The organism is Streptomyces sp. NPDC048370 (assembly GCF_043200825.1).
In the GTDB taxonomy this organism is placed as follows: domain Bacteria; phylum Actinomycetota; class Actinomycetes; order Streptomycetales; family Streptomycetaceae; genus Streptomyces.
Map to the genome: position 1 here is coordinate 154,482 of NZ_JBICYI010000014.1, position 24,707 is coordinate 179,188.

Genomic DNA, 24,707 nt, shown 5'->3' on the forward strand with positions numbered 1-24,707 from the left:
GACTATGCCTTCAAGTTTCGAAGTCAATACCTGATGTCGTATGACTTAAAACAAGCTATGGGGGGGCTTTCGTTCAAGACTTGAAGTTGATCACTGCGTGCCGCCTCGCTGCTCAGCGAAGCCGCTGGCTGATGACCTTCGAGACGCCGTCGCCCTGCATGGAGACGCCGTAGAGCGCGTCCGCGACTTCCATCGTGCGCTTCTGGTGCGTGATCACGATGAGCTGCGAGGACTCCTGCAGCTCCTGCATGATCCGGATCAGCCGCTGGAGGTTGGTGTCGTCGAGCGCCGCCTCCACCTCGTCCATCACGTAGAACGGGCTGGGGCGGGCCTTGAAGATGGAGACCAGCATGGCCACGGCGGTCAGAGAACGCTCGCCGCCGGAGAGCAGTGAGAGCCGCTTGACCTTCTTGCCCGGCGGACGGGCCTCGACGTCGACGCCCGTGGTGAGCATGTTGTCGGGGTCGGTCAGGATCAGCCGCCCCTCGCCGCCCGGGAAGAGGCGGGAGAACACACCCTCGAACTCGCGGGCGGTGTCCCGGTACGCCTCGGTGAAGACCTGCTCGACCCGGATGTCGACCTCCTTCACGACCTGAAGGAGGTCGGCCCGGGTCTTCTTCAGGTCCTCCAACTGCTCGGAGAGGAACTGGTGCCGCTCCTCCAGCGCCGCGAACTCCTCGAGAGCCAACGGGTTCACCTTGCCGAGCTGCTGGTACGCCCGCTCGGCGGCCTTGAGCCGCTTCTCCTGCTCCGAACGGACGAACGGGCGCGGCTGGTTCCGCGGATGCTCCGGGTCCTCCGGCAGCTCCTCGCCCTCGGCGGGCGGCGACGGCGGTACGAGCTGATGGGGGCCGTACTCGGAGACGAGGCCGGCCGGCTCGACGCCCAACTCCTCCAGGGCCTTGGCCTCCAGCTGCTCGATCCGCATCCGCTTCTCGGCGCCGAGGACCTCGCCCCGGTGGACGGAGTCGGTGAGCTTGTCCAGCTCGGCCTTCAGATCCCGGCCCCGGGTGCGGGCGGCGGACAGGCCCTGTTCGCGCGCGCCCTTCGCCGCGTCGGCGAGCGCGCGCTCCTGCTCGGCCCGGACGAGGGAGACCTCGATGTGGGCGAGGAGCTGGCGGGCACCGGCGGCCACGGCGCCGGCGACGGCCGCCTCGTGGCGCAGCCGGGCGCGCCGCTGCTCGGCACGCGCGCGTGCCTCGCGTTCGGCGCGTGCGCCCCGGTCGAGGGAGTCGGCCCGTCCGGCGAGCCCCTTGACCCGTTCCTCGTGGGTACGGAGCTGGAGCCGGGCCTCCATCTCCGTCTGGCGGGCGTTGGCGCCGTCGGCGGCGAGCCGGTCGCGCACGGAGGTGTCGGGCTCCTCCTCGGCCGGAGTCTCCTCGGCGACGAGCAGCCGCTCGGCGAGCTCCTCGGCCTCGTAGAGCGCCTTCTCCAGGGCCTCTTCGGCGCGGGCGGCGGCGGCCGCGGTCCGCTCGGCCTCCCCCGCCGCGCCCCGGGCCTGTCCTGCGAGCCGGCCGAGCTGCTGGGCGACCTGAGACTTCTCGCGGTCGGCGGAGCGCCTGCGTTCGGCCAGCTCCTCGACGAGCGCGGCGGCCGCGCGGCGCCCGTCGGTCGCGGCCTGCTGGGCGGTGGCGAGCTCCGCGCAGCGCGACTCCAGCTCCTCAAGGTCGGCGGCCGCCTCGTCGACGGAGGCCTGCACTTCGAGGAGGCTGGGCGCCCCGGCGGAGCCGCCCTGGGCGTAGTGGGCTCCGAGGAGGTCCCCCTCGGCGGTGACGGCGGTGAGGCCGGGGTGCGCGTGGACGAGCTCCTCGGCCTCGTCCAGGGTCCCGACGAGGACGATCCCGTCGAGCAGGCGCCGTACGGCGCCCATGAGTTCGTCGGGTCCCCGGACGAAGTCGGCGGCGCGGGGACGGCCTGTGGTGTCGGTCTGCCGGGCGGGGGCTTCGGTTCCGGTGAGGAGCAGGGCCGCGCGGCCCGCGTCCTGCTTGCGCAGGAGGCGCAGGGCCTCGGCTGCCGCGCGGGGGCCGGTGACGGCGACGGCGTCCGCCGCCGCGCCGAGTGCGGCGGCGAGGGGGATCTCGTATCCGGGGGTGACGGTGAGGAGTTCGGCGGCCGGGCCCAGCAGGCCGGTCAGGCTGTCGCGGGCGCCGAGCAGGGCCCCGGTGCCGTCCTTGCGGCGCAGCCCCAGGGAGAGCGCCTCGTGACGGGCGCGGGTCGCGGCGCGGCGGCGGTCGGCTGCGGTGGCGGCCTCGCGGGCGGCCGTCAGCGCGGCCTCCGCCTCCGCGAGGTCACGGCGGGCGGCCTCGTACCGCTCCCCCAGCTCGGTGTCGTCCGCGTCGAGACCGTCGACCTCGGCCTTGAGCTGCTCGTACTCCTCCTGCGCGGCGACGGCCCGTTCTTGGGCCTCGTCCCGGGCGGCGGCGAGCCGGTCGATCTCGGCCTGGGCGGACGCGGCGCGCGAGCGGGCGGCGTTGACCTGGCCGTGGAGCCGGGCGAGGCCCTCGCGCCGGTCGGCGATGGCGCGGGCCACGTCCTTCAGACGGCGCTCCTCGACGGCGAGCTCGCGCTCGAGCTCTGCGCGGTGGGCGACGGTGTCCTCCAGGGCGCGTTCGGCGGCCTCGAGGGCGGCCTCCAGCTCGGCCTCCTGCTCGCGGATGCGGGCGGCCTCGCGCTCCATTTCCTCCGGGTCGCGGCCCCTGCGCTCCTCCGGAGGCTGGGCGGTGGCGCTCTTCACGCGCGCGTCGGCGAGCGAGATCGTGCCCCTGACGCGCTCGGCGAGCTGGGAGAGTTCGTACCAGGTCTGCTGGGCGCGCTGGAGGCGCGGGGCGAGCCGGCGGACCTCGTCCTCCAGGTCGGCCTCCTTCGCGAGGGCCGCCTTCAGTTCGTTCTCGGCGCTCCCCTTGCGTTCCTTCAGCGCGGCCTCGTCGGCGACTTCGGTCCTCAGCGCCTCCTGGAGCCGCACGAGGTCGTCGGAGAGCAGCCGCAGCCGGGCGTCGCGCAGATCGGCCTGGATGACGGCGGCCCTGCGGGCGACGGCCGCCTGGCGGCCGAGCGGCTTGAGCTGGCGGCGGAGTTCGTCGGTGAGGTCCTGCACGCGCGCGAGGTTGGCCTGCATCGCGTCCAGCTTCCGCAGCGCCTTCTCCTTGCGCTTGCGGTGCTTGAGGACGCCGGCCGCCTCCTCGATGAAGGCGCGGCGCCCCATCGGGTCGGCGTGCAGCACGGAGTCGAGCTGGCCCTGGCCGACGATGACGTGCATCTCGCGGCCGATGCCGGAGTCGGAGAGCAGGTCCTGGATGTCGAGCAGCCGGCAGGTGTCGCCGTTGATCTGGTACTCGCTGCTGCCGCCCCGGAACATGATCCGGGTGATGGTGACTTCGGCGTAGTCGATGGGCAGCGCGCCGTCGGAGTTGTCGATCGTCAGCGAGACCTCGGCGCGGCCGAGCGGCGGCCGGCCGGTCGTGCCGGCGAAGATGACGTCCTCCATCTTGCCGCCGCGCAGCGACTTGGCGCCCTGCTCGCCCATGACCCAGGACAGCGCGTCCACGACATTGGACTTGCCGGATCCGTTCGGCCCCACGACACACGTGATTCCCGGTTCGAACCGCAGAGTGGTGGCGGATGCGAACGACTTGAAACCACGGAGGGTCAGGGCCTTGAGATGCACGCCCCCGGACTCTACCTGGGGTTGCGCGTTTCACCCATGAAGGTGCAGGGCACACCCTCCGGTAAGGATGGGGGTGGGACGTGGGGGACTCAAGAAAGAAGGGACGCCTGAGCGTCCCTTGCATATCTAACTGTGCCAGCGAGAGTGTTTCTCACCTTGCCCCGGCACGGGGCTGACTGTCGGGGCTGACTGTCCCATGGTGCCGACTGTCAGGTGAGCGCAGGCTCCGCCTTGGGAACGTCGAGTTCGATGCTGTCGAGCAGCGACTCGCCATGATGTGCGGCGGCAGCGTTGAGCGCGTCGTTCTCGGACTGAATCCGTACAAGCTCGGACTCGAGGTCCTGGACGCGCTGCTGAAGCCGTCGCATCTCGGCGAGGAGTCGCGGGTCGGAGCCGCCGACGTAACCGAGAAGCGCCTTTGCCATGATGGATGGTCCTCCACACTGAGTGACCGACCGAAGCGGTGTGGGTCGTGAGGGATTTCGCACCCGCGGTGCTCGGCAGTGCTGTATGTCGTGCCGATTCGTACTGCCAAACAGCTAAGGTGCGCGGGGCTTCCAGAGTCTCACCAAAAAGTTTGACGGTCAACACGATCACGCCCCGTATCAAGGGGCGACCGGGGGGTCCGCGGCCGCACAACAGGCGGCTGCGCCTCGCAACTCGGTGCCTCAGGGGCGTAGCGATCATCCTTCCTCGCGCGGCCACCCACCGCAAGCCCTTCTCGGCAACCAGCAGGTCATTTCCCCTTTGGCGCCCCTTCGCCGAACGTCCGCCCGAGGACCGTTCGGATCATCGGACGGGGTGGCGTCGAGGGGGTCGTCAGCGGATCGCGAAGCCGTCGTATCCGCCGCGCGGGACGTCCCAGATCTCGGTGACTCCGTCCACCCGCCCGGGAGTGTCGGCGGAGCGCAGCCAGTCGAGCAGACGGTGGCAATTCTCACTCGGCCCCTCGGCCACGACCTGCACGCGCCCGTCGTCGAGGTTGAGGGCGAAGCCGACGAGCCCTCCGATCTCCAGCGCGTTTGCCCTGGTGAACCAGCGGAAGCCCACTCCCTGTACTCGGCCGCGCACCCAGGCGGTGAGCCGTACGTCTTCGTTCATGGATGAACGCTAACGGCCCAATTACTCAGGGAGCACACCACCCCCTCGTGTCATGGCGTACAGTCCCGACCGAATGCGGCTCACCCGTTCGGGCGCATCGCATTCGACAAGCCCGCAGAAGCAAAGATCAGCAAAGACAGCACCGTAGAACGCCAAGGAGGCAGAGGGATGGGACGCCATCGCAGGAGGCGCGGCGCGCCTTTGCGCACCGGACTGCTCGGTGCCTCCGCCGCGGTCGCCGTCGGCGCGGTCGCCGTCGCCTCGGGCCTGCTGCCCGGCGGTGACGTGCTCACCGTGGGCAGCGCGGGCTCCGGCACGGAGCAGACCCAGTCCCGGCAGGCGCCGGAGCTGACGACGCAGGGCGGTTCGTCCGCGACGCCGACGAACCCGACGTCCGCGTCCGAGTCCGCGTACAAGAAGCCGGCCGCCCCGAGCACGGGCACCGGCAAGACGTCCCCCTCCGCGACCCCGTCGACGAAGCCGAAGCCGAAGCCGTCGAAGACGAGCGCCTCGGCGACGCCGACGAAGCCCGTCGTCACGCCGTCGAAGACGGCGAAGCCGAAGCCGGCCCCGACGACCACGAAGCCCGGCCCCAGGACCCAGACGCCCACGGTGCCCGCCGCCCCGACCCTGAGCCGCGCGGCCGCCGCAGAGGCAGAGGTCGTCCGGCTGGTCAACGAGGAGCGGGCCAAGGTGGGCTGCAGCGCGGTCCGCTCGGACGCTGCGCTCGCCAATCTTGCGGGCGCGTTCAGCCAGGACATGGCCGAGCGCGGCTTCTTCGACCACACCGACCCGGACGGCGACACCCCGTGGGAGCGGGCCCGCCAGGCGGGCGTCACCGGCATGGGCGGCGAGAACATCGCCCGCGGCCAGGTGGACGCGGCGGCCGTGATGGAGTCCTGGATGAACAGCGACGGCCACCGCGCGAACATCCTGAACTGCGACTACACGACCCTCGGTGTCGGCGTGCACTTCGCCGACGGCGGCCCGTGGTGGACGCAGGACTTCGGTTTCTGACCGCCCCGACCCGACCCTCTCACCGCCGGTTCGCGCACTCTCCTGGTAAGCGCAGACCGGCGGTGAGCGCTGTGCCGGAGTACGGTGAACGGCATGAGTGACGACCTCGCCTTCGACGTGTTCGCCCGAGCCTGTCAGTCGCGGGTGACGCTGGAGCACGTGACCGGACGGTGGGGCAGCCTCACCCTCGGCGCGCTCCATGACGGGACGTTCCGCTTCAACGAACTGCGGCGCAGGGTCGACGGGGTCAGCGAGAAGATGCTGTCCCAGACCCTGCACGCCCTGGAGCGCGACGGGCTCGTGCACCGCGAGGCGCAGCCGACGAACCCTCCACGCGTGGACTACACCCTCACGCCACTGGGCCGCGAGGTCGCGGAGCGCCTGGTCGGGCTGATCGAGCTGGTGGAGGGCCGGATGCCGCAGGTCATCACGGCGCGCGAGCGGTACGACGCGGCCAAGGAGGCGACCCGCGAGGCGACCCGCGAGACGGTCACGCCGTAGCGCGGGGCGGGCGCTGGCAGCGCGGGCAGTAGTAGCTCGACCGGTTCATCCAGGGCCGTCGGCGCATCAGGGTCCCGCAGCGGCGGCACGGCTCGTCCTCGCGTCCGTAGGCGTCGAGCGAGCGGTCGAAGTAGCCCGATTCCCCGTTCACGTTCACGTACAGGCTGTCGAAGCTGGTCCCGCCGGCGGCGAGGGCCGCGTTCATGACGTCCCGTACGTGCTGGAGCAGCTCGGCCGAGCGGGGGCGGGTCAGGCCTGCGGTCGGGCGTTCGTAGTGCAGCTTGGCGCGCCAGAGCGCCTCGTCCGCGTAGATGTTGCCGACCCCGCTGATCAGCGTCTGGTCGAGCAGCGCCCGCTTGATCGTCGTACGGCGCAGGCGCAGGGCCGCCTGGAAGGCGGCGTCGTCGAAGTGCGGGTCCAGCGGATCGCGGGCGATGTGCGCGATGACGTCCGGGAGTCCGTCCGGGGTGTTCTCGTGGAGCGAGAGCCCGCCGAAGGTGCGCTGGTCGACGAAGCGCAGCTCGGTGCCGAGGCCGTCCTGGAACCGGACACGGATGCGCAGGTGCTTCTCGTCCGGGGCGTCCTCGGGCTGGACGAGCAGCTGGCCGCTCATCCCGAGGTGACCGAGGACCGAGGCGTCGGAGTCCGCCAGCGGGATCCAGAGGTACTTGCCGCGCCGGCGCGCGGTCCCGAAGCGGTGGCCCTTGAGGCGGGCGGCGAAGTCCGCGCCCCCGGCCGGGTGCCTGCGGACGGCCCTCGGATGGAGGACCTCGACCTCGCCCACGGTCCGCCCGTCGACCCAGCGCTCAAGCCCGCGCCGTACGACCTCGACCTCGGGCAACTCGGGCACGGGACTCCTCCGGAAGGCGTACGGAAACGATGCCCGAAGCCTACCGCCGGGCCCGACACCGAAAGCGCCCCGAACGGAGACTCCCGGCCCGGGCCCGGACACGGCCCCCAGTTACGGAGAACGCCCCGGGCCGGGACCCGTCAAGGGGTCCCGGCCCGGGGCGTAGGAAAACGAAGGGTCAGGCGGAAGCCTCGTCGGCGGGCGTCGGCACCCCGCCGCCGGTCTCCGGCTGCTCGTCGGCCGGAACGGCGTCACCGGCGTCGCCGGCCTCGGCCGCGGCCTTCGCCGCAGCCACACGCTCGTCCGCCGCCGCGCGAATCGCGCGCCATGCGGACTCCGCCGCCTGCTGCTCCGCTTCCTTCTTGCTGCGGCCGGTGCCGGTGCCGTACGAGACACCACCGACGCGGGCGGCAGCAGTGAAGGTCTTCTCGTGGTCCGGACCCGTCTCCGTGACGAGGTACTCCGGAACACCCAGTCCCTCGGCCGCGGTGAGCTCCTGGAGACTGGTCTTCCAGTCCAGTCCCGCACCGAGGTTCGAGGACTTCTCGATCAGCGGGTCGAAGAGCCGGTGAACCAGCTCCGAGGCCGCGTCGAGGCCCTGGTCGAGATAGACCGCGCCGATCACCGCTTCAAGGGTGTCGGCGAGGATGGAAGCCTTGTCCCGGCCACCCGTGCCCTCTTCGCCCCGGCCGAGCCGGATGAAGGAGCCGAGTTCGAGGCCGCGACCGACCTCCGCCAGCGCACGCGAGTTGACCACCGCGGCCCGCAGCTTGGCCAGCTGGCCTTCGGGCAGGTCGGGGTGGGTGCGGTACAGCGTGTCCGTGACCACCAGGCCGAGCACGGAGTCCCCGAGGAACTCCAGACGCTCGTTGGTGGGCAGGCCGCCGTTCTCGTACGCGTACGAGCGGTGCGTCAGCGCACGCACCAGAAGGGCGGACTCGAGCTGATACCCGAGCCGCCCTTCCAGAAGCGTGTGGGACGAGGCATTGTCCGTCTTGATGGACTCAGACATCGCGCCTCTCACCAGCCACTCAGACCGAGAGGACCTGGCGCTTGTTGTAGGTGCCGCAGCTCGGGCACGCGATGTGCTGCTGCTTCGGCTCCTGGCAACGCTCACACGAAACCAGGGTGGGGACCGCAGCCTTCCACTGCGACCGGCGGTGGCGCGTGTTGCTGCGCGACATCTTCCGCTTCGGAACAGCCACGGCTACTTCTCCTGCTTCTCGTCGACGCCAGCTTCGGCGCCGCTCATGTTGTCCTTCTCGCCGGTTCCCAGCGAACCGGCGAGTCCTTGCAATGCCGCCCAACGCATGTCGACGGCATCATGGTGGTGGTCCGGGTTCTCGTTCAGGTTGGTTCCGCATTCGGAACACAGACCCGCGCAGTCCTCCCGGCACACCGGCTGCATCGGCAGTGCGAGCACCACCGCATCACGCAGCAGGGGTTCGAGGTCGAACATGCCGTCCTCGAGGGGGATCATGTCCTCGTCGTCCTCGGCTTCGTCGTCCGCGACCGCCTTGGAGCGGCCCCGGTCGTCGGAGTCGGGGTACGAGAACATCTCCTGGAAGTCCACGTCGAGATCAAGCTCGACGGGCTCCAGACACCTTACGCACTCCCCCTCGGCCGATGCACGGGCGGTGCCTGTGACAAGCACCCCTTCCATGACCGACTCAAGACGGAGATCGATTTCCACGGGCGCGCCTTCCGGCACACCGATGACCCCTTCGACACCGAGGTTCGTGGGGGCCTCGACCGAGCGGGAGATCCGCTGAAGGGCACCAGGACGCCGCCCCAGCTCGTGTGTGTCGAACACGAGGGGGTTGCGGTGGTCAAGGCGCGTGCTCAGGGTTCTTCCTGCTTTCGGATCGTGAGGGGGCTGCCGTGTTCGAATCGAGAGACGAAGCGGGCAGCAGGGATCGCGGGCATACGCGCGACCGAAGAGCCAGGATACTGGACGCTTCGCTCAGGGCCCAATCCGGGCCCGTGTGCCCGCTCGCTCAGTGGCCCTGACCGTGGCCGTGGCCCTGCTCGTACTGCCGCAGCTGCTCCAGGTCGATCATGCTCGTGTCGAAGAAGCTGGTCTCGTCGAGCGCGGCGGCCTGCGGCTGGTGCTGCGGCTGCTGCTGGTCGTAGCCGTACTGCTGCTCGTAGGAGGGCGCGGCGTAGGCCGCTCCGGTGGTGCCGGCGCCCGCGACGGAGTACGGGTCCGGCTGCTGCTGGTAGCCGTACGGGTCCTGCTGCGCCTGGTACGCGTAGGCGTCCTGGTGCTGCGGCTGCTGGTAGCCGTACGGGTCGGGCTGCTGCGCCGGGATCTGCGGGACCTGCTGGTGGACGGGCTGCCGTACCGGCTCGGGGTCGGCCAGCTCCGCGAGTCCGGCGAGGTAGTCGGCGTCGCTGGTGTGCACGGAGCCGCCCGCCGCGTCCTGGGCGGCCATGTGCGCGCCGAGGTCGTCCGTGGCGATCCGCCCGTGCAGTTTCTGCCGGCCGCGGCCGACGGCCTCCAGGGTCTTGGAGAGGACGGCCTCGAAGGCGCCGAGCTTGGCGTCGACGTAGTCGTCGGCACGGCTGATCAGGGTCTGCGGGTCCGCGCTGTACTCGGGGGCGTCCTCTTCGGCGTAGCCGTTCTCGTCGAGCCCCGGGCCGCGGCCGAGCAGCTTCTCGCGGCCGCGGTCGACGGAGCCGATGGTCTTGTTGAGGACGACCTCGAAGTTGGCGAGCTTGGAGTCGACGTAGTCGTCGGCCTCGGCGCGGATCTCCTCGGCCTCCCGGCGGGCCTCGGAGAGGATCCGGTCCGCCTCGTCCTGGGACTGGCGGGCGACCTGGGTGTCGGAGATCAGCGAGCCGCGCTCGGCGTGGGCGGCCGAGATGATCCGCTCGGCCTCCTGGCGCGCCTGCTCGACCATGTGCTCGCGCCCGCCGAGCAGCTCCTGGGCCTGGGCCAGGGAGCCCGGCAGGGCCTCCCGTACCTCTTCGAGCATGTCGAGCAGCTCGGCGCGGTTGACCACGCAGGACGCCGACATGGGCATGGAGCGGGCGTTGGTGATCGTCGAAACGATCTCGTCGAGCTTCTTCTGCACGTCCACCGGGTGCTCGCCACTCTCTACAGCTGGATGGAGACGGACGGGACGACTGTAAGGGCAGTCGTCCCCCGTCCGACACCAGGTGACGGACCGTCAGGGACGGTCGCTCGGGGTCACTGCTGGGCACGCCGCTCGGCCAGGCGCCCGGTGAGCCGGCCGAGGACCGCCGGCGGGACCAGGTGCGAGACGTCGCCGCCCCAGGCGGCGACCTCCTTGACCAGGGAGGACGACAGGAAGCTGTAGGTGGGGTTGGTGGGGACGAACAGGGTCTCGACGCCCGAGAGCCCGTTGTTCATCTGCGCCATCTGCAGCTCGTAGTCGAAGTCGCTGACCGCGCGCAGGCCCTTGACGATCGCGGGGATGTCGCGCTGCTTGCAGAAGTCGACAAGGAGTCCGTGGAAGGACTCGACCTCGACGTTGCCGAAGTCGGCGGTGACCTCGCGGATCAGCTCGATCCGCTCGTCGACCGTGAACAGTCCTTGCTTGGACTGGTTGATCATCACCGCGACATGTACGACGTCGTACAGCTTGGAGGCGCGGGCGATGATGTCGAGATGTCCGTTGGTGATGGGGTCGAATGACCCCGGACAGACGGCGCGGCGCAACTTGGGTCCCTCGCTCTCCGGTCCGGTCATCGTGCGTCTTCGCACGTAGAGGCGGCGCGACCGTACCAAAACGTTCCCTCGCCGTAACGACGGGCCCGTAGTGGTTCGAAACCGGCCGGCCAGCCGAATTCCCCGCCTCGGGTGCTGCGCTCCACGGTGACGACGGCGTCGTCCGCGATCCAGCCCCCGGAGCGGAGTGTGAGGAGGATCTCCCGAAGATCGTCGTCGGAGACGGCGTACGGAGGGTCGAGGAAGAGGAGGTCGTACGGCTCCGCGGGGGCGGGGCCCGTCACGATCTGCTCGGCCTTGCCGGTGCGCAGCTCGGCGCCGGGCAGGGCGAGGGAGCGGATGTTCTCCCGTACGGTCTTCGCCGCGCGCGGATCGGCCTCGACCAGCAGGGCGTGGGAGGCGCCGCGGGAGAGGGCCTCCAGGCCGACGGCGCCCGAGCCCGCGTACAGGTCGGCGACACGGGCCCCGGCGAGGGTGCCGAGGAGCGCCTCCCAGGTGGAGAAGAGGCCCTCGCGCGCCCGGTCGGAGGTCGGGCGGGTGCCGGTGCCGGGCGGCACGGCCAGTCGGCGTCCGCCGGCGGTACCGGCGATCACGCGGGTCATCTGAGGTCCTTGTCCTTGTGGTTCAGGGGGCTCCTGTGTCTCCACGATATGGCCGGTCAGCGCGGTCCGATGTCACCCCTTCTCCAGGAACTCCTCCCGTTCCTTGTCCAGGAGGGCGTCGAGCGCGGTGCGCAGCTCGGCGTGGTCGGTGAGGTCGGGGTCGGCGAGGACGACGGCGGTGGCCTCCTCGCGGGCGGCGGCGATGACCTCCTCGTCGTCGATGACGGTGAGCATCCGCAGCGAGGAGCGGACGCCGGACTGGGCCTGGCCGAGGACGTCGCCCTCGCGGCGCTGCTCCAGGTCGATCCGGGAGAGCTCGAAGCCGTCGAGGGTGGAGGCCACCGCGCCGAGCCGCTGGCGGGCCGGGCCGGCCTCGGGCATCTCGGTGACGAGGAGGCAGAGGCCGGGGGCGGAGCCTCGGCCGACACGGCCGCGGAGCTGGTGGAGCTGGGAGACGCCGAAGCGGTCCGCGTCCATGATCACCATGGCCGTGGCGTTGGGGACGTTGACGCCGACCTCGATGACGGTGGTGGCGACGAGGACGTCGACCTCGCCCGCGGCGAAGCGGCGCATGACGTCGTCCTTGTCGTCCGGGTGCATCCTGCCGTGCAGGACCTCGACGCGGAGTCCGGCGAGCGGGCCCGAGCGGAGCTTCTCGGCGACCTCCAGGACGGCGAGCGGCGGCCGCTTCTCGGCCTCGTCCTCGGGAGAGGCCTTCTGCTTCTTCTTCTCGTCCTCGTCGTCGCCGATGCGGGGGCAGACGACGTACGCCTGGTGTCCGTTCTCCACTTCCTCGCGCACGCGCTCCCACGCGCGCGTGAGGAAGTGCGGCTTGTCGGCGGCGGGGACGACATGGCTGGCGATCGGGGAGCGGCCGGCGGGCAGCTGGTCCAGGACGGAGGTCTCCAGATCGCCGAAGACGGTCATGGCGACCGTGCGCGGGATGGGCGTGGCGGTCATGACCAGCAGGTGGGGCGGCTGCTTGCCCTTGCCCCGGAGGGCGTCGCGCTGCTCCACGCCGAAGCGGTGCTGCTCGTCGACGACGACCAGGCCGAGGTCGAGGAACTGCACCTTGTCCTCGATCAGCGCGTGCGTGCCGATGACGATCCCGGCCTCGCCGGTGACCAGGTCGAGCAGGGCCTGTCGCCGCCCCGCCGTGCCCATGGAGCCGGTGAGCAGCACGACCTTGGTGGCGTGCTCGGCGCCGCCCAGCATCCCGCCCTCGGCGAGCTCGCCCATCATCTCGGTGATCGACCGGTGGTGCTGCTGGGCGAGGACCTCGGTCGGGGCGAGCATCGCGGCCTGTCCCCCGGCGTCGACGACGGCGAGCATCGCCCGCAGAGCCACCATCGTCTTGCCGCTGCCCACCTCTCCCTGGAGGAGGCGGTGCATGGGGTGCTCGGTGGCGAGGTCGTCGAAGATCTCCTTGGAGACCTTCTTCTGGCCGTCGGTGAGGGTGAAGGGGAGCTTGGCGTCGAAGGCGTCGAGGAGCCCGCCGGGGGTGGGCCTTCGGGCGACGGCGGGCAGTTGGGTGTCCGCGTACCGGCGGCGGGCGAGGGCGACCTGGAGGACGAAGGCCTCGTCCCACTTGAGCCGCTGCCGGGCGTCCTCGATGTCGGCCTTCGTCCGCGGCCGGTGGACCTTCTGGAGCGCCTCGGGCAGCTCGGCGAGGCCGCGGCCCTCGCGCAGGGCGGGCGGCAGGGGGTCGGCGAGCCCGGCCCAGCCGGTGGCGGCCAGGGAGTCGAGGGCGATGGAGACGGACTGCTCGATGGTCCAGGACTCCAGCTGCTTGCAGGCTGGGTAGATCGGCAGCAGTTCGCCCGCGAACGCCTTGACCGTCTCGTCGGTGCTCTCGGCGTCCAGGAGTTTGTACTCGGGGTGGGTGAGCTGGAGCTTGCGGTTGAAGACCCCGACCTTGCCGGCGAACATCCCGCGCCGGCCCGGCAGCAGCTCCTTCTGGTGGAAGTGGACGCCCCGGCCGAAGAAGACGAGCTGCATCCGGCCGCTGCCGTCGGTGATCGTGACCTCCAGGCGCTGGCCCTTGCCCCGGCCGCCCTTGTTGAAGGTCAGCACGCGGGCGTCGGCCACCTGCGCGACCACCGTGACGTGCTCGTCCAGCGGCAGGTCGGCGAGGGCGGTGAGCTCGCCGCGCTCGGCGTACCGCCGGGGGTAGTGGTGGAGGAGGTCCCCGACCGTCCGCAGGTCGAGGTGCTCGGCCATCACCTTCGCGGTGGCGGCGCCGAGGAGGTTCTTGAGGGGTTCGTCGAGCACTGGCACGCGTTCCATTGCACACCACCGCACTGACACACGTCGCGCAGGCTGTGGAAATCTCCTGGTCACGTCGGCGCCGTGACCCCTAGGATGACGCGCACCCTCCCCGCTCCGCGATCACCGCCCGCCGGGATCGCCCGACCCGCGCCGTCGCTCGTCCCCCCACCGGCGCAGCGACGATGACTGCTGATCAGACACCGCACACCTTCCAGGTCGATCTGCGCGGGCTCGTGGATCTCCTCTCCCACCACCTCTACTCGAGCCCGCGGGTCTACCTGCGCGAACTGCTGCAGAACGGCGTGGACGCGATCACCGCGCGCCGCGCCGAGCAGCCGGACGCCCCGGCACGGGTCCAGTTGTACGCGGACGGCGCCGTCCTGCGCGTCGAGGACAGCGGCATCGGTCTGACCGAGCGGGACGTGCACAGCCTGCTGGCCACGATCGGCCGCAGTTCGAAGCGGGCGGACGCCGCCGGGATCGCGAGCGCGCGGGCCGAGTTCCTCGGCCAGTTCGGCATCGGCCTGCTCGCCTGTTTCGTCGTCGCCGCCGAGATCCGGGTGGTCAGCCGCAGCGCCCGGACGCCCGCCGAACCGCCGGTCGAGTGGACGGCCCGCGACGACGGTTCGTACACCGTCCGTACGCTCCCGGACAGCGCGCGTCCCGAGCCGGGCACCACCGTGCATCTCACCGCGCGCCCCGGCTCCGGGGAGTGGCTGACCGAGGAGCGGGTGCTCGCACTCGCCCGTGCGTACGGCTCCCTCCTCCCGTACGAAGTACGGGTCGGGGACCAGCCGGTCACCGACCTCCCGGCGCCCTGGGACCGGGCGTACCCGAGCCCCGCCGCCCGTCGGGTCGCGCTGGCCGGTCACTGCCGGGAGACCTTCGGCTTCACCCCGCTCGACTCGATCGACCTGGACCTGCCGCTGGCCGGCATCCGGGGCGTGGCGTACGTGCTGCCTTCGGCCGTCAGCCCGGCCCAGCGCGCCGGGCACCGGGTGCACCTGAAGGGCATGCTGCTCACGGAGCGGGCGGACGGGCTGCTGCCCGACTGGGCGTTCTTCGTGCGCTGCGTCCTCGACACGGACAGCCTGCGGCCGACCGCCTCGCGCGAGTCGCTGTACGAGGACGAGACGCTGGCCGGCGTACGGGACGCGCTGGGCGTGGCCGTACGGGACTGGCTCGGCGGGCTTGCCGCCGGCGCCCCCGAGCGCCTGGAGGAGTTCCTCGCCGTCCACCACCTCGGGGTGAAGTCGCTGGCACGGCACGACGCCGAGATGCTGCGGACGATGCTGCCGTGGCTGCCGTTCGAGACGACGGACGGCCGGCTGTCGCTCGAGGAGTTCGCCCGCCGCCACCCGGTCGTGCACTACACCCGTACCGTCGAGGAGTACCGGCAGGTCGCCGCGATCGCGACCGCGCAGGGCATCGGTGTGGTCAACGGCGGCTACACCTACGACACGGAGCTGGTCGAACGCCTCCCCGAGGTCCGTCCGGGCACGGCTGTCGCCGAGTTGGACGCCGACACCGTCACCGCCCATCTCGACTCGGTCGACCCGGCGCAGGAACTGGCCCTCTCGGCGTTCCTGTCGGTGGCGCGTGCCACGCTGGATCCGCTGGGCTGCGACGTGTCGCTGCGCTCCTTCCACCCGCTGACCGTGCCCGCGCTGCACCTGGACGACCGGGCGGCCCGTCACGAACAGGCCCGGGCCGAGGCCGAGGAGGCGGCGGACGACCTGTGGGCCGGGATCCTCGGCTCGCTGCGCGGCAGCGCGCCGAGGGCGCGGCTCGTCCTGAACCACCTGAATCCGCTGATCCGCCGGATCGGTTCGCTCGACGACCGGGAGTTGGCGGGGACGGCCGTCGAGGCCCTGTACGGGCAGGCGCTGCTGATGGCGCAGCGGCCGCTGCGGCCTGCCGACTCGGCGCTGCTCAACCGGGCCTTCGGTGGACTGCTCACCTGGGCCACGCACCACGGGGAGAACGAGGCATGACCCTGACCTTCGAAGCGCTGCGCGAGGCCCTGCGGGAGAACTCGCAGCAGCCGGAGGGGCCGGCGCGCAACGCGCGCGCCGAGCGGCTCCTCGTGGAGGCCGAGCAGCTCGGCGAGCCGCTGGCCGTCATCGAGGCGCTCGGCCACCAGCTCCAGGCGTACAACTACAGCTCCGAGAAGGCGAAGATGTTCGTGCCCTTCTCGCGGCTGCTGCGGATGTGGGACGACAACCCCGGGGACTTCGACGCGTACGAGACGCACACCCTGCACTGGGTCTTCAAGTGGGTCTCCAGCGGCATGCTCGACCAGCCGCACATCCCGCTGGCCTCGATCGAGAAGTGGCTCGGCGAGATGGAGCACCGCTACCGCCTCGCGGGCCACTCCGAACGGGCGGTGCGGCAGGGCGAGTTCCGGGTGGCGCGGCACATCGGCGACCTGGGTCGGGCGGAGCGCGCGTACGCGGCGTGGCTGGCGGCCGACCGGGACCGGATGGCCGACTGCCACGCGTGCGAGCTGCACGGGCAGGGCGGATGGTCGGCGGAGCTCGGCGACGACGCGCAGGCCCTGCTGACCTGGGAGCCGGTGCTGTCGGGCGAGCACACGTGCGCGCACGAGCCGCACGCGGTGCTGGCCTCCTCGCTGCTGCCGCTGGTGCGGCTCGGCCGGGCCGACGAGGCCCGGGTCAACCATCTGCGCGGCTACCGCCTGGTGCGGGCGATGGAGAGCATGCGCGGTGCGGTGGCCGACCACATCGAGTTCTGCGCGCTGACCGGGAACGAGGCGCGGGGCCTGGAGATCCTGGCGGAGCGGCCCGCGTACCTCACCGACGGCGGCGACCCGGACAGCCTGCTGGACTTCCTGTCCGTGACGGCGCTGCTCATGGACCGGTTGGTCGCGCTCGGCCTCGGCGGGCAGTCGGTGCCGGGTCCTGCAAAGGCGGCGGACGCCTCGTGGACGGCCGCCGAACTGGGTGCCCACGCGCGCGTGGAGGCGCTGGCGATCGCGCGGCGCTTCGACGAGCGCAACGGCACGGGGCGGGTGAGCGAGCGGGCGCGGGCCCGGATGGACGCGGCGCCGCTCCTGGACCGGCTGCCGCTGGGGGTACGGGCGGCGGGACCGGTGACGGTTCCGGTGCGTGCGCCGGAGCCCACGGTGGAGCCGCGCGACCTGCTGGCGGAGGCCCGGCGTCTTTCGGCGGAGCGGAACCCGGCGGCGCGCACCGCGTGGGAGGCCGTGGCCTCGGCGGACGTCGGACTGGACACGCTCGGCAGGGCCGAACTGGACGACCACCGGGCCATCGCGATGGACGAGGGCCCCGCGGAGTCGGTCCGGCTGTTCCTCCGCGCGGCCGAGGGCTACGAGGCGGCGGACGCCCCCGGCGAGGCCCAGGCCGCCCGCGCCAGGGCCGCGTTCGCGCTCGCCATGGACGACCGGCTCCCGGAGGCGACGGCGGCCGTGGAGGAGGCGATCACCCGTGTACGCGCCCTCCACGCCGAGGGCGCGGCGACGCCCCGCCAGGTGGCGGGGGCGCTGCTGTCCCGGGTACGGGTGGGACTGCTGCGGTTGCACGAACAGGACGGGGCGGACGGCGAGGATCCGGGCCCCGCGGCTGCCGAAGCGCTCTCGGACGGCATCGACGCGCTGGTCGCGTTCACCTCCGCGCACGCGGGCGATCCGCTGGTCGCCGACCGGGCCGCCGAGGCGGAGTCCGTACGGGGTGACCTGGCCGCGCACGCGGGGGACGCCGAGGGGGCGGCGCGGCAGTACGCGCACGCCGCGGAGCTGTACCACCGGGCCGGGCTGCCCTGGTACGCCGTCGAGCCCGAGGCCCGGCTCTCCCGGATCGCCCTGCACACCGGCGATCTGGAGACCGCCGAGCGCGCGGCGCGGGCGGCCCTCGACCACGGTGTGCAGCACGCCGGTCCGGCCGGGCAGACCCGGCTCCGGCTCCAGCTCGCCGAAGTCCTCGGCGCGGCGGACCGGTTCGGCGAGGCGGCCGACCACGCCCTGGAGGCGGCGCACTGGGCCGACGAGGCGGGCGAGAGCCGGGGCATCGGCGCGTACGCCCGGCACCAGCTGGGCGGTTGGCTGCTGCGGGAGTCCCGGGTCGAGGAGGCCGCGGCGATCCTGGAGTCCGTGCTGCCCGACCTGTCCGTGGACGAGCACGGCGACGGCATGGTCGTCCAGACGCTGTGGTGGCTCGGCGAGTGCCTGATGACGCTGAACGAGCCCCGCTCGGCGGCGGAGCAGTGGCTGCGGGCGGCGGAGCTGGCGAAGGAGTGGCCGGAGCAGCGCGACCACGCGATGCTCGCGAACCTGGCCGGGCAGGCCCTCCTCCAGGCGGAGCTGCGGCCGGAGGCCGCGGCGGCCTACGAGCGGGCGGGCGAGCTGTGGCGCGAGGTGGGCGACACCCCCGCGTACGTCAGGACCCTGCGCGTCCGGGCCTGGATCGCCGGCCCCGCCGACGGCGGGCGCGCCCTCATGGACGCGGCGGCGGAGGCGTGCGGCGCCGACGTGGTGGCCCGGGGGGACACGTACGTCCAGGCGGCGGAGCTGCTCGGGGACGGTGACGCGGACGCCGAAGGCCTGGGGGTCGCGCTGTCGTACGCGACGCGGGCCGCGGCGGAGTTCGCCTCGGCGGGTCCGGAGTTCCGCGACCGCCGCACGGCGGCGGAGCTGCTGGCGGCATGGCTCCATGTCCGGCTCGAGGACGGGCCGGCGGCGGCCGAGTTGGCCCGCGGGGTGCTCGCGGAGTACGGCCCCTCCCCGGAAGGGGAAGCGGCGGCGGAGCGCCGGGCCGAGGCGGAGGCCGTGCTGGAGCGGGTCACTTCGTGACAGGTGGGGTGGGTGGGATTCCCGGGACGGGACTCCCGGGACTGGACTCCCACCCCTCACCCCGCTACTCCACGCCGATCAGCAGCGCCGGTGCGCCCCGCCCCGCGTGGTACGTCGTCGTGTCGACCGCGAGGTACGTCTCGCGGACGTGGCGTTCCAGGGCGGTGGCCAAGGTCGGTGGGGTCTCGTCCGAGACGATCACGGTGACCAGTTCGCCGCCCGCCGAGAGCATCCGGTCCAGGACCGTGCGGGCCGTCTCCGTCAGGTCCTGGCCGATGACCGCGACGTCGCCCTCGATCAGGCCGAGGACGTCCCCGGCCTGGCAGACGCCCGCCGAGGTGAAGGACTGGCGTTCGGCGACAGCCAGTTCGGCGTACCGGGTCGCCCCCGCCGCCGCCGTCATCGCCACCACGTCCTCGTCGAAGCGCCGGTCCGGCTCGTGGACCGCGAGCGCCGCGATGCCCTGGACCGCGGCCCGGGTCGGGATCAGGGCGACCCGGATGCCCTCCGTACGGGCCTGCTCGGCGGCCGCGCCCGCCGTGTGCCGCAGGTCGGTGTCGTTGGGCAGCAGCACGACCTCGCGCGCGTGGGCCCGCCGGATCGCGTCGACGAGCTCCCCGCTGGCCGGCGGCTCCCCCGGCCTGGCGAGGACGGTCGTCGCGCCGGCCTCCGCGCAGAGGCCCGCGAGCCCCTCCCCCGGTACGACCGCCACGACGGCCCGCTGGAGCCGCTCCCGTACCTCGTGGACGCCCGCGAAGTGCGTGATGCGGATCCGGTGCGGGCGGCCCGCCTCCACGCCCGCCTCGACCGCCGCGCCCGCGTCGTCGACATGGACGTGCACGTTCCACAGCCCGTCACCGCCGACGACGACCAGAGAGTCGCCGAGGGCGTCCAGGCGGGCGCGCAGCCGCTCCACGGAGGCGTCCTCCGCCTCCAGGAGGTAGATCACCTCGAAGGCCGGTCCGCCCTCGGGGGCGCAGTCGTCGAACGGGACCACGGGTACGGACACGACGGACGGCCGTACCTGCGCCTCGCCCGACACGGCCTCCACCAGCGCGCCGAGGACGGCCACCAGGCCCCGTCCGCCCGCGTCCACGACCCCGGCGCGCTCCAGGACGGCCAGTTGCCCGGGGGTCGCCTCCAGGGCCGTCCTGGCCCCCTCGTACGCCCCTCTGGCCACCGCCACCAGGTGTCCGCCGCCCTCGCAGGCGCCGGCCGCCGCGCTCGCGACGCTCAGGATCGTTCCTTCGACCGGGTGCGCCACCGCCTCCCGGGCCGCGCGGGCCGCCGCCGCGAGCGATCGGGCCAGGTGATCCCCGTCACGCCCGTCGGCGAGCACGGACGCCATGCCGCGCAGCAGCTGCGAGAGGATGGTTCCGGAGTTGCCCCGGGCCCCGATCAGGGCGCCGTGGGCCATGGCGCGCACGGCGTCCGCCGCGTCGGGGTCGTCCGCCGCGAAGACCGCCTCGACCGCCTGGGCGGCGGACTCGACGGTCAGGTACAGGTTGGTGCCGGTGTCCCCGTCGGCGATCGGATAGACGTTGATCGCGTCGATCTCCTCCCGCTCCCGGCCGAGCGCCTCCAGCGCCCGTGCGCACCAGGACCGGACCGCTGCGGCGTCGAGGGTCTGCGGGGCTTGCGGCAACGGGTGGTCCTCCTGCTGGGCGGCGTCTGCGGTGGGCTCACCGCAGGGTAGACCCGCTCGTGACCTGGAGCCGGGGCGGGGGCGGCGGCGATCGTGGTAGTTTCGTTCCACGGGAGCAGCCGTTGTATGCTGCTTCGGTTGCCCGGCGAGAGTCGGGCCATTCCCCCGGCAAGCCACTTCAGAACTCTGATTCCGGTGCGCCGGATTTCACTGTAAATCTGAAGTCTTTGGAGTGACCCGTGGCTGCCAACTGCGACGTCTGCGGCAAGGGGCCGGGCTTCGGCAACAACATTTCGCACTCGCACCGCCGTACGTCTCGTCGCTGGAACCCGAACATCCAGCGTGTGCGTGCCGTGGTCGGTCGGACGCCGAAGCGGCTCAACGTCTGCACCTCGTGCATCAAGGCCGGCAAGGTCTCGCGCTAACGCCGACGTTTCGTCGTAGCGCAGCCCCTGCGGTTGCCTTGAAGGGCCGGTTCACCTCGGTGAACCGGCCCTTCGCCATGCCCGGAAACATGTCGGCGGCCATGCCCGGAGGCGCAACCCTCCAGGCCCTAGGCGCGCAGCCGCCAGCCGTGGTCCACAGGGCCGATCCCCGCGCCGAGCGCGAACCCGGCCGCGATGGCCCCCGTCACGTACTCCTTCGCCTCCCGCACCGCCTCCGGCACGGCAAGACCCTTCGCGAGGCCCGAGGCCACCGCCGAGGCGAGCGTGCAGCCCGTCCCGTGCGTGTGCCGGTTGTCGAGGCGCGGCGCGCGCAGCCACAGCTCCTCGGTGCCGTCGGTGAGCAGATCGACCGCCTCGCCTTCGAGATGGCCGCCCTTGATGAGCGCCCAGCGCGGCCCGTACGACAGGATCGCCGCGGCCGCCTCCCGCAGATCCGCCTCCGAGCCGACCCGTACGCCCGTGAGCTGCGCCACTTCGTCCAGGTTCGGTGTGGCCACCGTGGCGACCGGCAGCAGCTTCGTCCGTACGGAGTCCAGCGCGGAGGCCGCGAGCAGCGGGTCGCCGTGCTTGGAGACCCCGACCGGGTCCACGACCACGGGCGCGTCCGTCCCGGCCAACAGCTCCGCCACCGTCTCCACCAGCGCGGCCGACGCCAGCATGCCGGTCTTCACGGCCTGGACGCCCATGTCGTCGACGACGGCGCGGTACTGGGCGCGTACCGCCTCCTCGGGGAGTTCCCAGGCGCCCCGGACACCCTGCGAGTTCTGCGCGGTCACGGCGGTGATCACGCTCATGCCGTGGACGCCGAGGGCGAGCATCGTCTTCAGGTCGGCCTGGATGCCCGCGCCGCCGCCGGAGTCGGATCCGGCGACGGTCAGGACGAGCGGCAGCGGCGGGGTCACTCGTGGCCCCCGAAGTGGTCCCAGCCGCCCTTGGTGTGCCAGGGCGCCCCGTCCACGGTCACCTGCGGCAGCGCGGAGGGGTTGAGGACCTCGCCGATGACCTTCCAGCGGGCCGGGAGCTTCACGTCCGGCGGGAAGGTGGCGACGATGGCGTGGTCCTCTCCCCCGGTGAGCACCCACTGCAGCGGGTCCACGCCGACCGCCTGGCCGATGTCGTTCATCTGGGTCGGGATGTCGATGAGCCCCGAGCGCAGGTCGATCCGGACCTTGCTGGCCTCCGCGATGTGCCCGAGGTCCGCGATGAGTCCGTCGCTGACGTCGCACATGGCGGTCGCGCCGAGCCCGGCGGCCGCGGGGCCCGCGTGGTACGGCGGCTCCGGCCGGCGGTGGGCCTCGACGAAGGCGCGCGGGGAGCGGAAGCCGCGGGAGAGCACCGCGTAGCCGGCGGCGGACCAGCCCAGCCAGCCGGTGTACGCGACGACGTCGCCCGGCTGGGCGCCGCCCCGGGTCACCGGGTCGTGGTTGCGCAGGTCGCCGAGGGCGGTGATGGCGACGGTGATGGTGTCGCCGCGCACGACGTCGCCGCCGACGACGGCCGCGCCCGCGACCTGACACTCGTCCCGCAGGCCGTCCATGAGCTCGGTCGGCCAGGTGACCGGGAGCTCGGCCGGGACGACCAGACCTAGGAGGAGCGCGGTGGGGACGGCGCCCATGGCGGCGATGTCGGCGAGGTTCTGCGCGGCCGCCTTGCGGCCGACGTCGTACGCCGTCGACCAGTCGCGGCGGAAGTGACGTCCCTCGAGAAGGATGTCCGTACTGGCCACCACGCGCCGGTCGGGCGCGGAGACGACCGCGGCGTCGTCGCCGGGTCCGATCCGTACCGCCGGGGTGGAGGTGAGCCGGGAGGTGAGCTCCCTGATGAGCCCGAACTCGCCCAGCTCTCCTACTGTGCCCTTCACCGCGTCTCACCTCGTGTTGTCGTGCGGTAACGTCGATTGGACCGTCGAGTGACCGTCAACTGTTGTCTTGCCTACGCCACACTGTGGACGCCTCGGGGCGCGCAGGTCTCCCCGCGGCCCGCGGCGACGCGGTACCGTGGCGTCCCTTTCTCCCACAAGATCCTCGTGGCCGCCCTGGAGGTTCCGTGGTACAGGCGTACATCCTCATCCAGACCGAGGTGGGCAAGGCGTCGACCGTCGCCGAGACCATCTCCAAGATCCCGGGAGTGATCCAGGCGGAAGACGTGACAGGCCCGTACGACGTCATCGTCCGCGCCCAGGCCGACACGGTCGACGAACTGGGCCGCATGGTGGTCGCCAAGGTCCAGCAAGTGGACGGCATCACGCGGACCCTCACCTGCCCGGTCGTGCATCTGTAGCCCCCGTCTACCCTTGGCCGGTGAAGTCTTCCCACCGGCCCTTCGGCCTGCCCGCCGCCGTCGCATCCGTCCTGGTGCTGCTGACCACCGCGGGCTGTTCCTCCACGGACGCGAAGGCTTCGGTCCCGGTTCCCAGCCCGCCGGCCGGGGAAGCCGCCCTCTGCCAGGCTCTGGCGAAGGAGCTTCCCGACACCGTGGCGGGGCTGGATCGGAACGATCCGGAGCCGGGCTCCGACCTGACCGCCGGGTGGGGGGATGGGGCGATCGTACTGCGCTGCGGAGTCCCCCGGCCCGAAAAGATGAGCGATCCGCAGTCGCAGGGGGTGTCGGTGGGCGGCGTGCGCTGGATGCTGGAACGGCCGGAGGGCGACGGACCCCGGTTCACCTCGGTGTACCGCGAGACGTACGTCGAGGTGAGCCTGGCCGAGCGGTACGTCCATGACGCCGGTCCGCTCGTCGATCTCGCCGCCCCCGTGCAGAAGGCCGTTCCGTGCGCACTCGATCCCGAGTGCGCGTAGGAGCGTTCCTCAGCGCAGGCCCGTGGAGCGGGTCAGCGCGGCCTGGATCAGCCGGTCGACCAGCTCCGGGTAGCTGACGCCGCTCTCCTGCCACATGCGCGGGTACATCGAGATCGGGGTGAAGCCCGGCATGGTGTTGATCTCGTTGATCACGAACTCGCCGTCCTCCGTGAGGAAGAAGTCGGCGCGGACCAGACCCTCGCAGGAGACGGCCTCGTACGCGGCGACCGCGAGGCGCTGGATCTCGGCGGTGGCCTCGTCGCCGATCGGCGCGGGGACGATCCCGGAGGCCGAGTCGATGTACTTGGCCTCGAAGTCGTAGAAGTCGTGGTCGGTGACGGGCGGGATCTCGGCCGGCACGCTGGCGCGCGGGCCGTCCTCGAACTCCAGGACGCCGCACTCGATCTCGCGGCCGCGCAGCAGCGACTCCACGAGGATCTTGGGGTCGTGGCGCCTCGCCTCCTCGATGGCCTCGTCCAGGCCGGAGAGGTCGTCGACCTTGGTGATGCCCATGGAGGAACCGCCGCGGGCCGGCTTCACGAAGAGCGGCCAGCCGTGCTCGGCGGCGAACTCGACGATCTTCTTGCGTGCGGCCGCCGGGTTCTGCTGCCACTCGCGCGGCCGGATGACCTCGTACGGGCCGACGGGCAGCCCGAAGGAGGTGAACACCCGCTTCATGTACTCCTTGTCCTGGCCGACGGCGGAGGCGAGGACGCCCGCGCCGACGTAGGGGACGCCGGAGAGCTCCAGGAGGCCCTGGAGGGTGCCGTCCTCGCCGTACGGGCCGTGCAGCATGGGGAAGACGACGTCGACCTCGCCGAGGGCCTTGGGCACGGAGCCGGGCTCGGCGTAGACGACCTCGCGGTTGGCCGGGTCGACGGAGAGGACGACGCCGCCCTGCTCGGACTCGGCGAGGTCGGAGACGTTCGGCAGCGCGCGGTCGGCGATGGCCATCCGCTCGGGGGCGTCGGCGGTCAGCGCCCAGCGCCCGTCCGTGGTGATGCCGATGGGCAGCACGTCGTACTTGGTCCGGTCGATGGCGCGCAGGACGGCGCCGGCCGTGACGACGGAGATGGCGTGCTCGGAGCTGCGTCCGCCGAAGACGACGGCCACGCGCGGCTTGCGGGGGCTCTGGGTGTTCTCGCTCATAACGCGTTGAGCGTACCTTGCGTGTTCGATGCGCTTAAGAGCCCCGGCCCGCCGCGCGCGTCCGGCGTGGCGCGCGGTTCGGCGGCGGGCCCGGGAGCGGGCTCGGGGCAGGCTCAGGAACGGACTCGGGGCAGGCTCGGGAAC

The 24,707-nt window shown here is 72.2% G+C and carries 22 protein-coding genes; 7 read left to right on the forward strand and 15 right to left on the reverse strand.

Annotated features, from left to right (window positions below):
- Window positions 1-112 precede the first annotated feature (112 nt).
- From smc to ACGFYP_RS27345, 3 genes are all read right to left on the reverse strand, one after another.
- Entirely contained in the window at window positions 113-3,664 is a 3,552-nt protein-coding gene (gene smc / locus ACGFYP_RS27335; protein ID WP_393498754.1) for a chromosome segregation protein SMC, read from the reverse strand.
- 209 nt (window positions 3,665-3,873) lie between these two features.
- Window positions 3,874-4,089, reverse strand: coding sequence for a hypothetical protein (locus ACGFYP_RS27340; RefSeq protein WP_315893843.1), 216 nt, complete (start codon window positions 4,087-4,089; stop codon window positions 3,874-3,876).
- Window positions 4,090-4,483: 394 nt separating this feature from the next.
- A complete protein-coding gene (locus ACGFYP_RS27345; RefSeq protein ID WP_393498758.1) occupies window positions 4,484-4,765 on the reverse strand; it encodes an acylphosphatase in 282 nt (93 codons plus the stop codon).
- A gap of 168 nt (window positions 4,766-4,933) precedes the next feature.
- Here ACGFYP_RS27345 and ACGFYP_RS27350 point away from each other — a divergent pair, with 168 nt between their 5' ends.
- Together ACGFYP_RS27350 and ACGFYP_RS27355 are read left to right on the forward strand one after the other, a co-directional pair.
- Window positions 4,934-5,782, forward strand: coding sequence for a CAP domain-containing protein (locus ACGFYP_RS27350; RefSeq protein ID WP_393498761.1), 849 nt, complete (start codon window positions 4,934-4,936; stop codon window positions 5,780-5,782).
- A gap of 93 nt (window positions 5,783-5,875) precedes the next feature.
- Window positions 5,876-6,283 (forward strand): winged helix-turn-helix transcriptional regulator, encoded by a 408-nt coding sequence (locus ACGFYP_RS27355; protein ID WP_393498764.1) that lies wholly within the window; start codon window positions 5,876-5,878, stop codon window positions 6,281-6,283.
- Here ACGFYP_RS27355 and mutM read toward each other — a convergent pair.
- The 8 genes from mutM to recG all read right to left on the reverse strand — a co-directional run bounded on the left by mutM (window position 6,273) and on the right by recG (window position 13,715).
- Window positions 6,273-7,133, reverse strand: coding sequence for a bifunctional DNA-formamidopyrimidine glycosylase/DNA-(apurinic or apyrimidinic site) lyase (gene mutM / locus ACGFYP_RS27360; RefSeq protein WP_393498767.1), 861 nt, complete (start codon window positions 7,131-7,133; stop codon window positions 6,273-6,275). The genes ACGFYP_RS27355 and mutM overlap by 11 nt on opposite strands.
- A 178-nt stretch (window positions 7,134-7,311) precedes the next feature.
- Window positions 7,312-8,145: a ribonuclease III gene (gene rnc / locus ACGFYP_RS27365; RefSeq protein ID WP_361959032.1), complete on the reverse strand. Its 834-nt coding sequence runs from the start codon at window positions 8,143-8,145 to the stop codon at window positions 7,312-7,314.
- A gap of 19 nt (window positions 8,146-8,164) precedes the next feature.
- Window positions 8,165-8,338, reverse strand: coding sequence for a 50S ribosomal protein L32 (gene rpmF, locus ACGFYP_RS27370; protein ID WP_030496967.1), 174 nt, complete (start codon window positions 8,336-8,338; stop codon window positions 8,165-8,167).
- Between the two features lie 2 nt (window positions 8,339-8,340).
- On the reverse strand, window positions 8,341-8,979 hold the full coding sequence (locus tag ACGFYP_RS27375; protein ID WP_393498887.1) for a YceD family protein: 639 nt from the start codon (window positions 8,977-8,979) through the stop codon (window positions 8,341-8,343).
- Window positions 8,980-9,130: 151 nt separating this feature from the next.
- Window positions 9,131-10,216, reverse strand: a complete 1,086-nt coding sequence (locus ACGFYP_RS27380; RefSeq protein WP_393498772.1) for an ATP synthase F0 subunit B — start codon at window positions 10,214-10,216, stop codon at window positions 9,131-9,133.
- Between the two features lie 110 nt (window positions 10,217-10,326).
- A complete protein-coding gene (coaD, locus tag ACGFYP_RS27385) occupies window positions 10,327-10,818 on the reverse strand; it encodes a pantetheine-phosphate adenylyltransferase (RefSeq protein WP_361959284.1) in 492 nt (163 codons plus the stop codon).
- Between the two features lie 26 nt (window positions 10,819-10,844).
- Window positions 10,845-11,429 carry a 16S rRNA (guanine(966)-N(2))-methyltransferase RsmD gene (gene rsmD, locus ACGFYP_RS27390; protein ID WP_393498776.1) on the reverse strand — a complete coding sequence of 195 codons (585 nt, stop codon included), beginning with the start codon at window positions 11,427-11,429 and terminating at the stop codon, window positions 10,845-10,847.
- Between the two features lie 72 nt (window positions 11,430-11,501).
- Window positions 11,502-13,715, reverse strand: a complete 2,214-nt coding sequence (recG, locus tag ACGFYP_RS27395; RefSeq protein ID WP_393498779.1) for an ATP-dependent DNA helicase RecG — start codon at window positions 13,713-13,715, stop codon at window positions 11,502-11,504.
- 164 nt (window positions 13,716-13,879) lie between these two features.
- Between recG and ACGFYP_RS27400 the strand changes: the two genes are divergently transcribed.
- Together ACGFYP_RS27400 and ACGFYP_RS27405 are read left to right on the forward strand one after the other, a co-directional pair.
- Window positions 13,880-15,691: an HSP90 family protein gene (locus ACGFYP_RS27400; protein WP_393498782.1), complete on the forward strand. Its 1,812-nt coding sequence runs from the start codon at window positions 13,880-13,882 to the stop codon at window positions 15,689-15,691.
- Window positions 15,688-18,525, forward strand: a complete 2,838-nt coding sequence (locus ACGFYP_RS27405; protein WP_393498785.1) for a tetratricopeptide repeat protein — start codon at window positions 15,688-15,690, stop codon at window positions 18,523-18,525. Before ACGFYP_RS27400 ends, ACGFYP_RS27405 begins: the two co-directional genes overlap by 4 nt.
- Window positions 18,526-18,589: 64 nt before the next feature.
- Here the strand turns inward: ACGFYP_RS27405 and ACGFYP_RS27410 are convergent, their stop codons facing one another.
- On the reverse strand, window positions 18,590-20,170 hold the full coding sequence (locus tag ACGFYP_RS27410; RefSeq protein WP_393498788.1) for a DAK2 domain-containing protein: 1,581 nt from the start codon (window positions 20,168-20,170) through the stop codon (window positions 18,590-18,592).
- Window positions 20,171-20,409: 239 nt separating this feature from the next.
- Between ACGFYP_RS27410 and rpmB the strand changes: the two genes are divergently transcribed.
- A complete protein-coding gene (gene rpmB, locus ACGFYP_RS27415) occupies window positions 20,410-20,595 on the forward strand; it encodes a 50S ribosomal protein L28 (RefSeq protein ID WP_003957616.1) in 186 nt (61 codons plus the stop codon).
- Between the two features lie 128 nt (window positions 20,596-20,723).
- Here the strand turns inward: rpmB and thiD are convergent, their stop codons facing one another.
- Complete coding sequence (gene thiD, locus ACGFYP_RS27420) at window positions 20,724-21,542, reverse strand: bifunctional hydroxymethylpyrimidine kinase/phosphomethylpyrimidine kinase (RefSeq protein WP_393498892.1); 819 nt, start codon at window positions 21,540-21,542, stop codon at window positions 20,724-20,726.
- Window positions 21,515-22,477: a thiamine-phosphate kinase gene (locus ACGFYP_RS27425; RefSeq protein WP_137993136.1), complete on the reverse strand. Its 963-nt coding sequence runs from the start codon at window positions 22,475-22,477 to the stop codon at window positions 21,515-21,517. The genes thiD and ACGFYP_RS27425 overlap by 28 nt, the downstream gene beginning before the upstream one ends.
- A 185-nt stretch (window positions 22,478-22,662) precedes the next feature.
- On the opposite strand from ACGFYP_RS27425, the gene ACGFYP_RS27430 reads away from it, so the two are divergent.
- Both ACGFYP_RS27430 and ACGFYP_RS27435 read left to right on the forward strand, forming a co-directional pair.
- Entirely contained in the window at window positions 22,663-22,896 is a 234-nt protein-coding gene (locus ACGFYP_RS27430) for an Lrp/AsnC family transcriptional regulator (protein ID WP_028802415.1), read from the forward strand.
- A gap of 20 nt (window positions 22,897-22,916) precedes the next feature.
- Window positions 22,917-23,414 (forward strand): DUF3515 domain-containing protein, encoded by a 498-nt coding sequence (locus tag ACGFYP_RS27435; protein WP_361959056.1) that lies wholly within the window; start codon window positions 22,917-22,919, stop codon window positions 23,412-23,414.
- Window positions 23,415-23,423: 9 nt separating this feature from the next.
- Here ACGFYP_RS27435 and ACGFYP_RS27440 read toward each other — a convergent pair whose 3' ends face one another.
- Entirely contained in the window at window positions 23,424-24,563 is a 1,140-nt protein-coding gene (locus ACGFYP_RS27440) for a D-alanine--D-alanine ligase family protein (RefSeq protein WP_393498795.1), read from the reverse strand.
- Window positions 24,564-24,707 lie beyond the last annotated feature (144 nt).

Excerpts from the sequence above, each read along its gene's own strand:
- ACGFYP_RS27350 (WP_393498761.1), top strand. The coding sequence starts at position 4,934 with ATGGGACGCCATCGCAGGAGGCGCGGCGCGCCTTTGCGCACCGGACTG.
- ACGFYP_RS27355 (WP_393498764.1), top strand. The coding sequence starts at position 5,876 with ATGAGTGACGACCTCGCCTTCGACGTGTTCGCCCGAGCCTGTCAGTCG.
- ACGFYP_RS27405 (WP_393498785.1), top strand. The coding sequence starts at position 15,688 with ATGACCCTGACCTTCGAAGCGCTGCGCGAGGCCCTGCGGGAGAACTCG.
- recG (WP_393498779.1), bottom strand. The coding sequence starts at position 13,715 with ATGGAACGCGTGCCAGTGCTCGACGAACCCCTCAAGAACCTCCTCGGC.
- ACGFYP_RS27440 (WP_393498795.1), bottom strand. The coding sequence starts at position 24,563 with ATGAGCGAGAACACCCAGAGCCCCCGCAAGCCGCGCGTGGCCGTCGTC.
- rnc (WP_361959032.1), bottom strand. The coding sequence starts at position 8,145 with ATGTCTGAGTCCATCAAGACGGACAATGCCTCGTCCCACACGCTTCTG.
- ACGFYP_RS27345 (WP_393498758.1), bottom strand. The coding sequence starts at position 4,765 with ATGAACGAAGACGTACGGCTCACCGCCTGGGTGCGCGGCCGAGTACAG.
- ACGFYP_RS27340 (WP_315893843.1), bottom strand. The coding sequence starts at position 4,089 with ATGGCAAAGGCGCTTCTCGGTTACGTCGGCGGCTCCGACCCGCGACTC.
- rsmD (WP_393498776.1), bottom strand. The coding sequence starts at position 11,429 with ATGACCCGCGTGATCGCCGGTACCGCCGGCGGACGCCGACTGGCCGTG.
- ACGFYP_RS27400 (WP_393498782.1), top strand. The coding sequence starts at position 13,880 with ATGACTGCTGATCAGACACCGCACACCTTCCAGGTCGATCTGCGCGGG.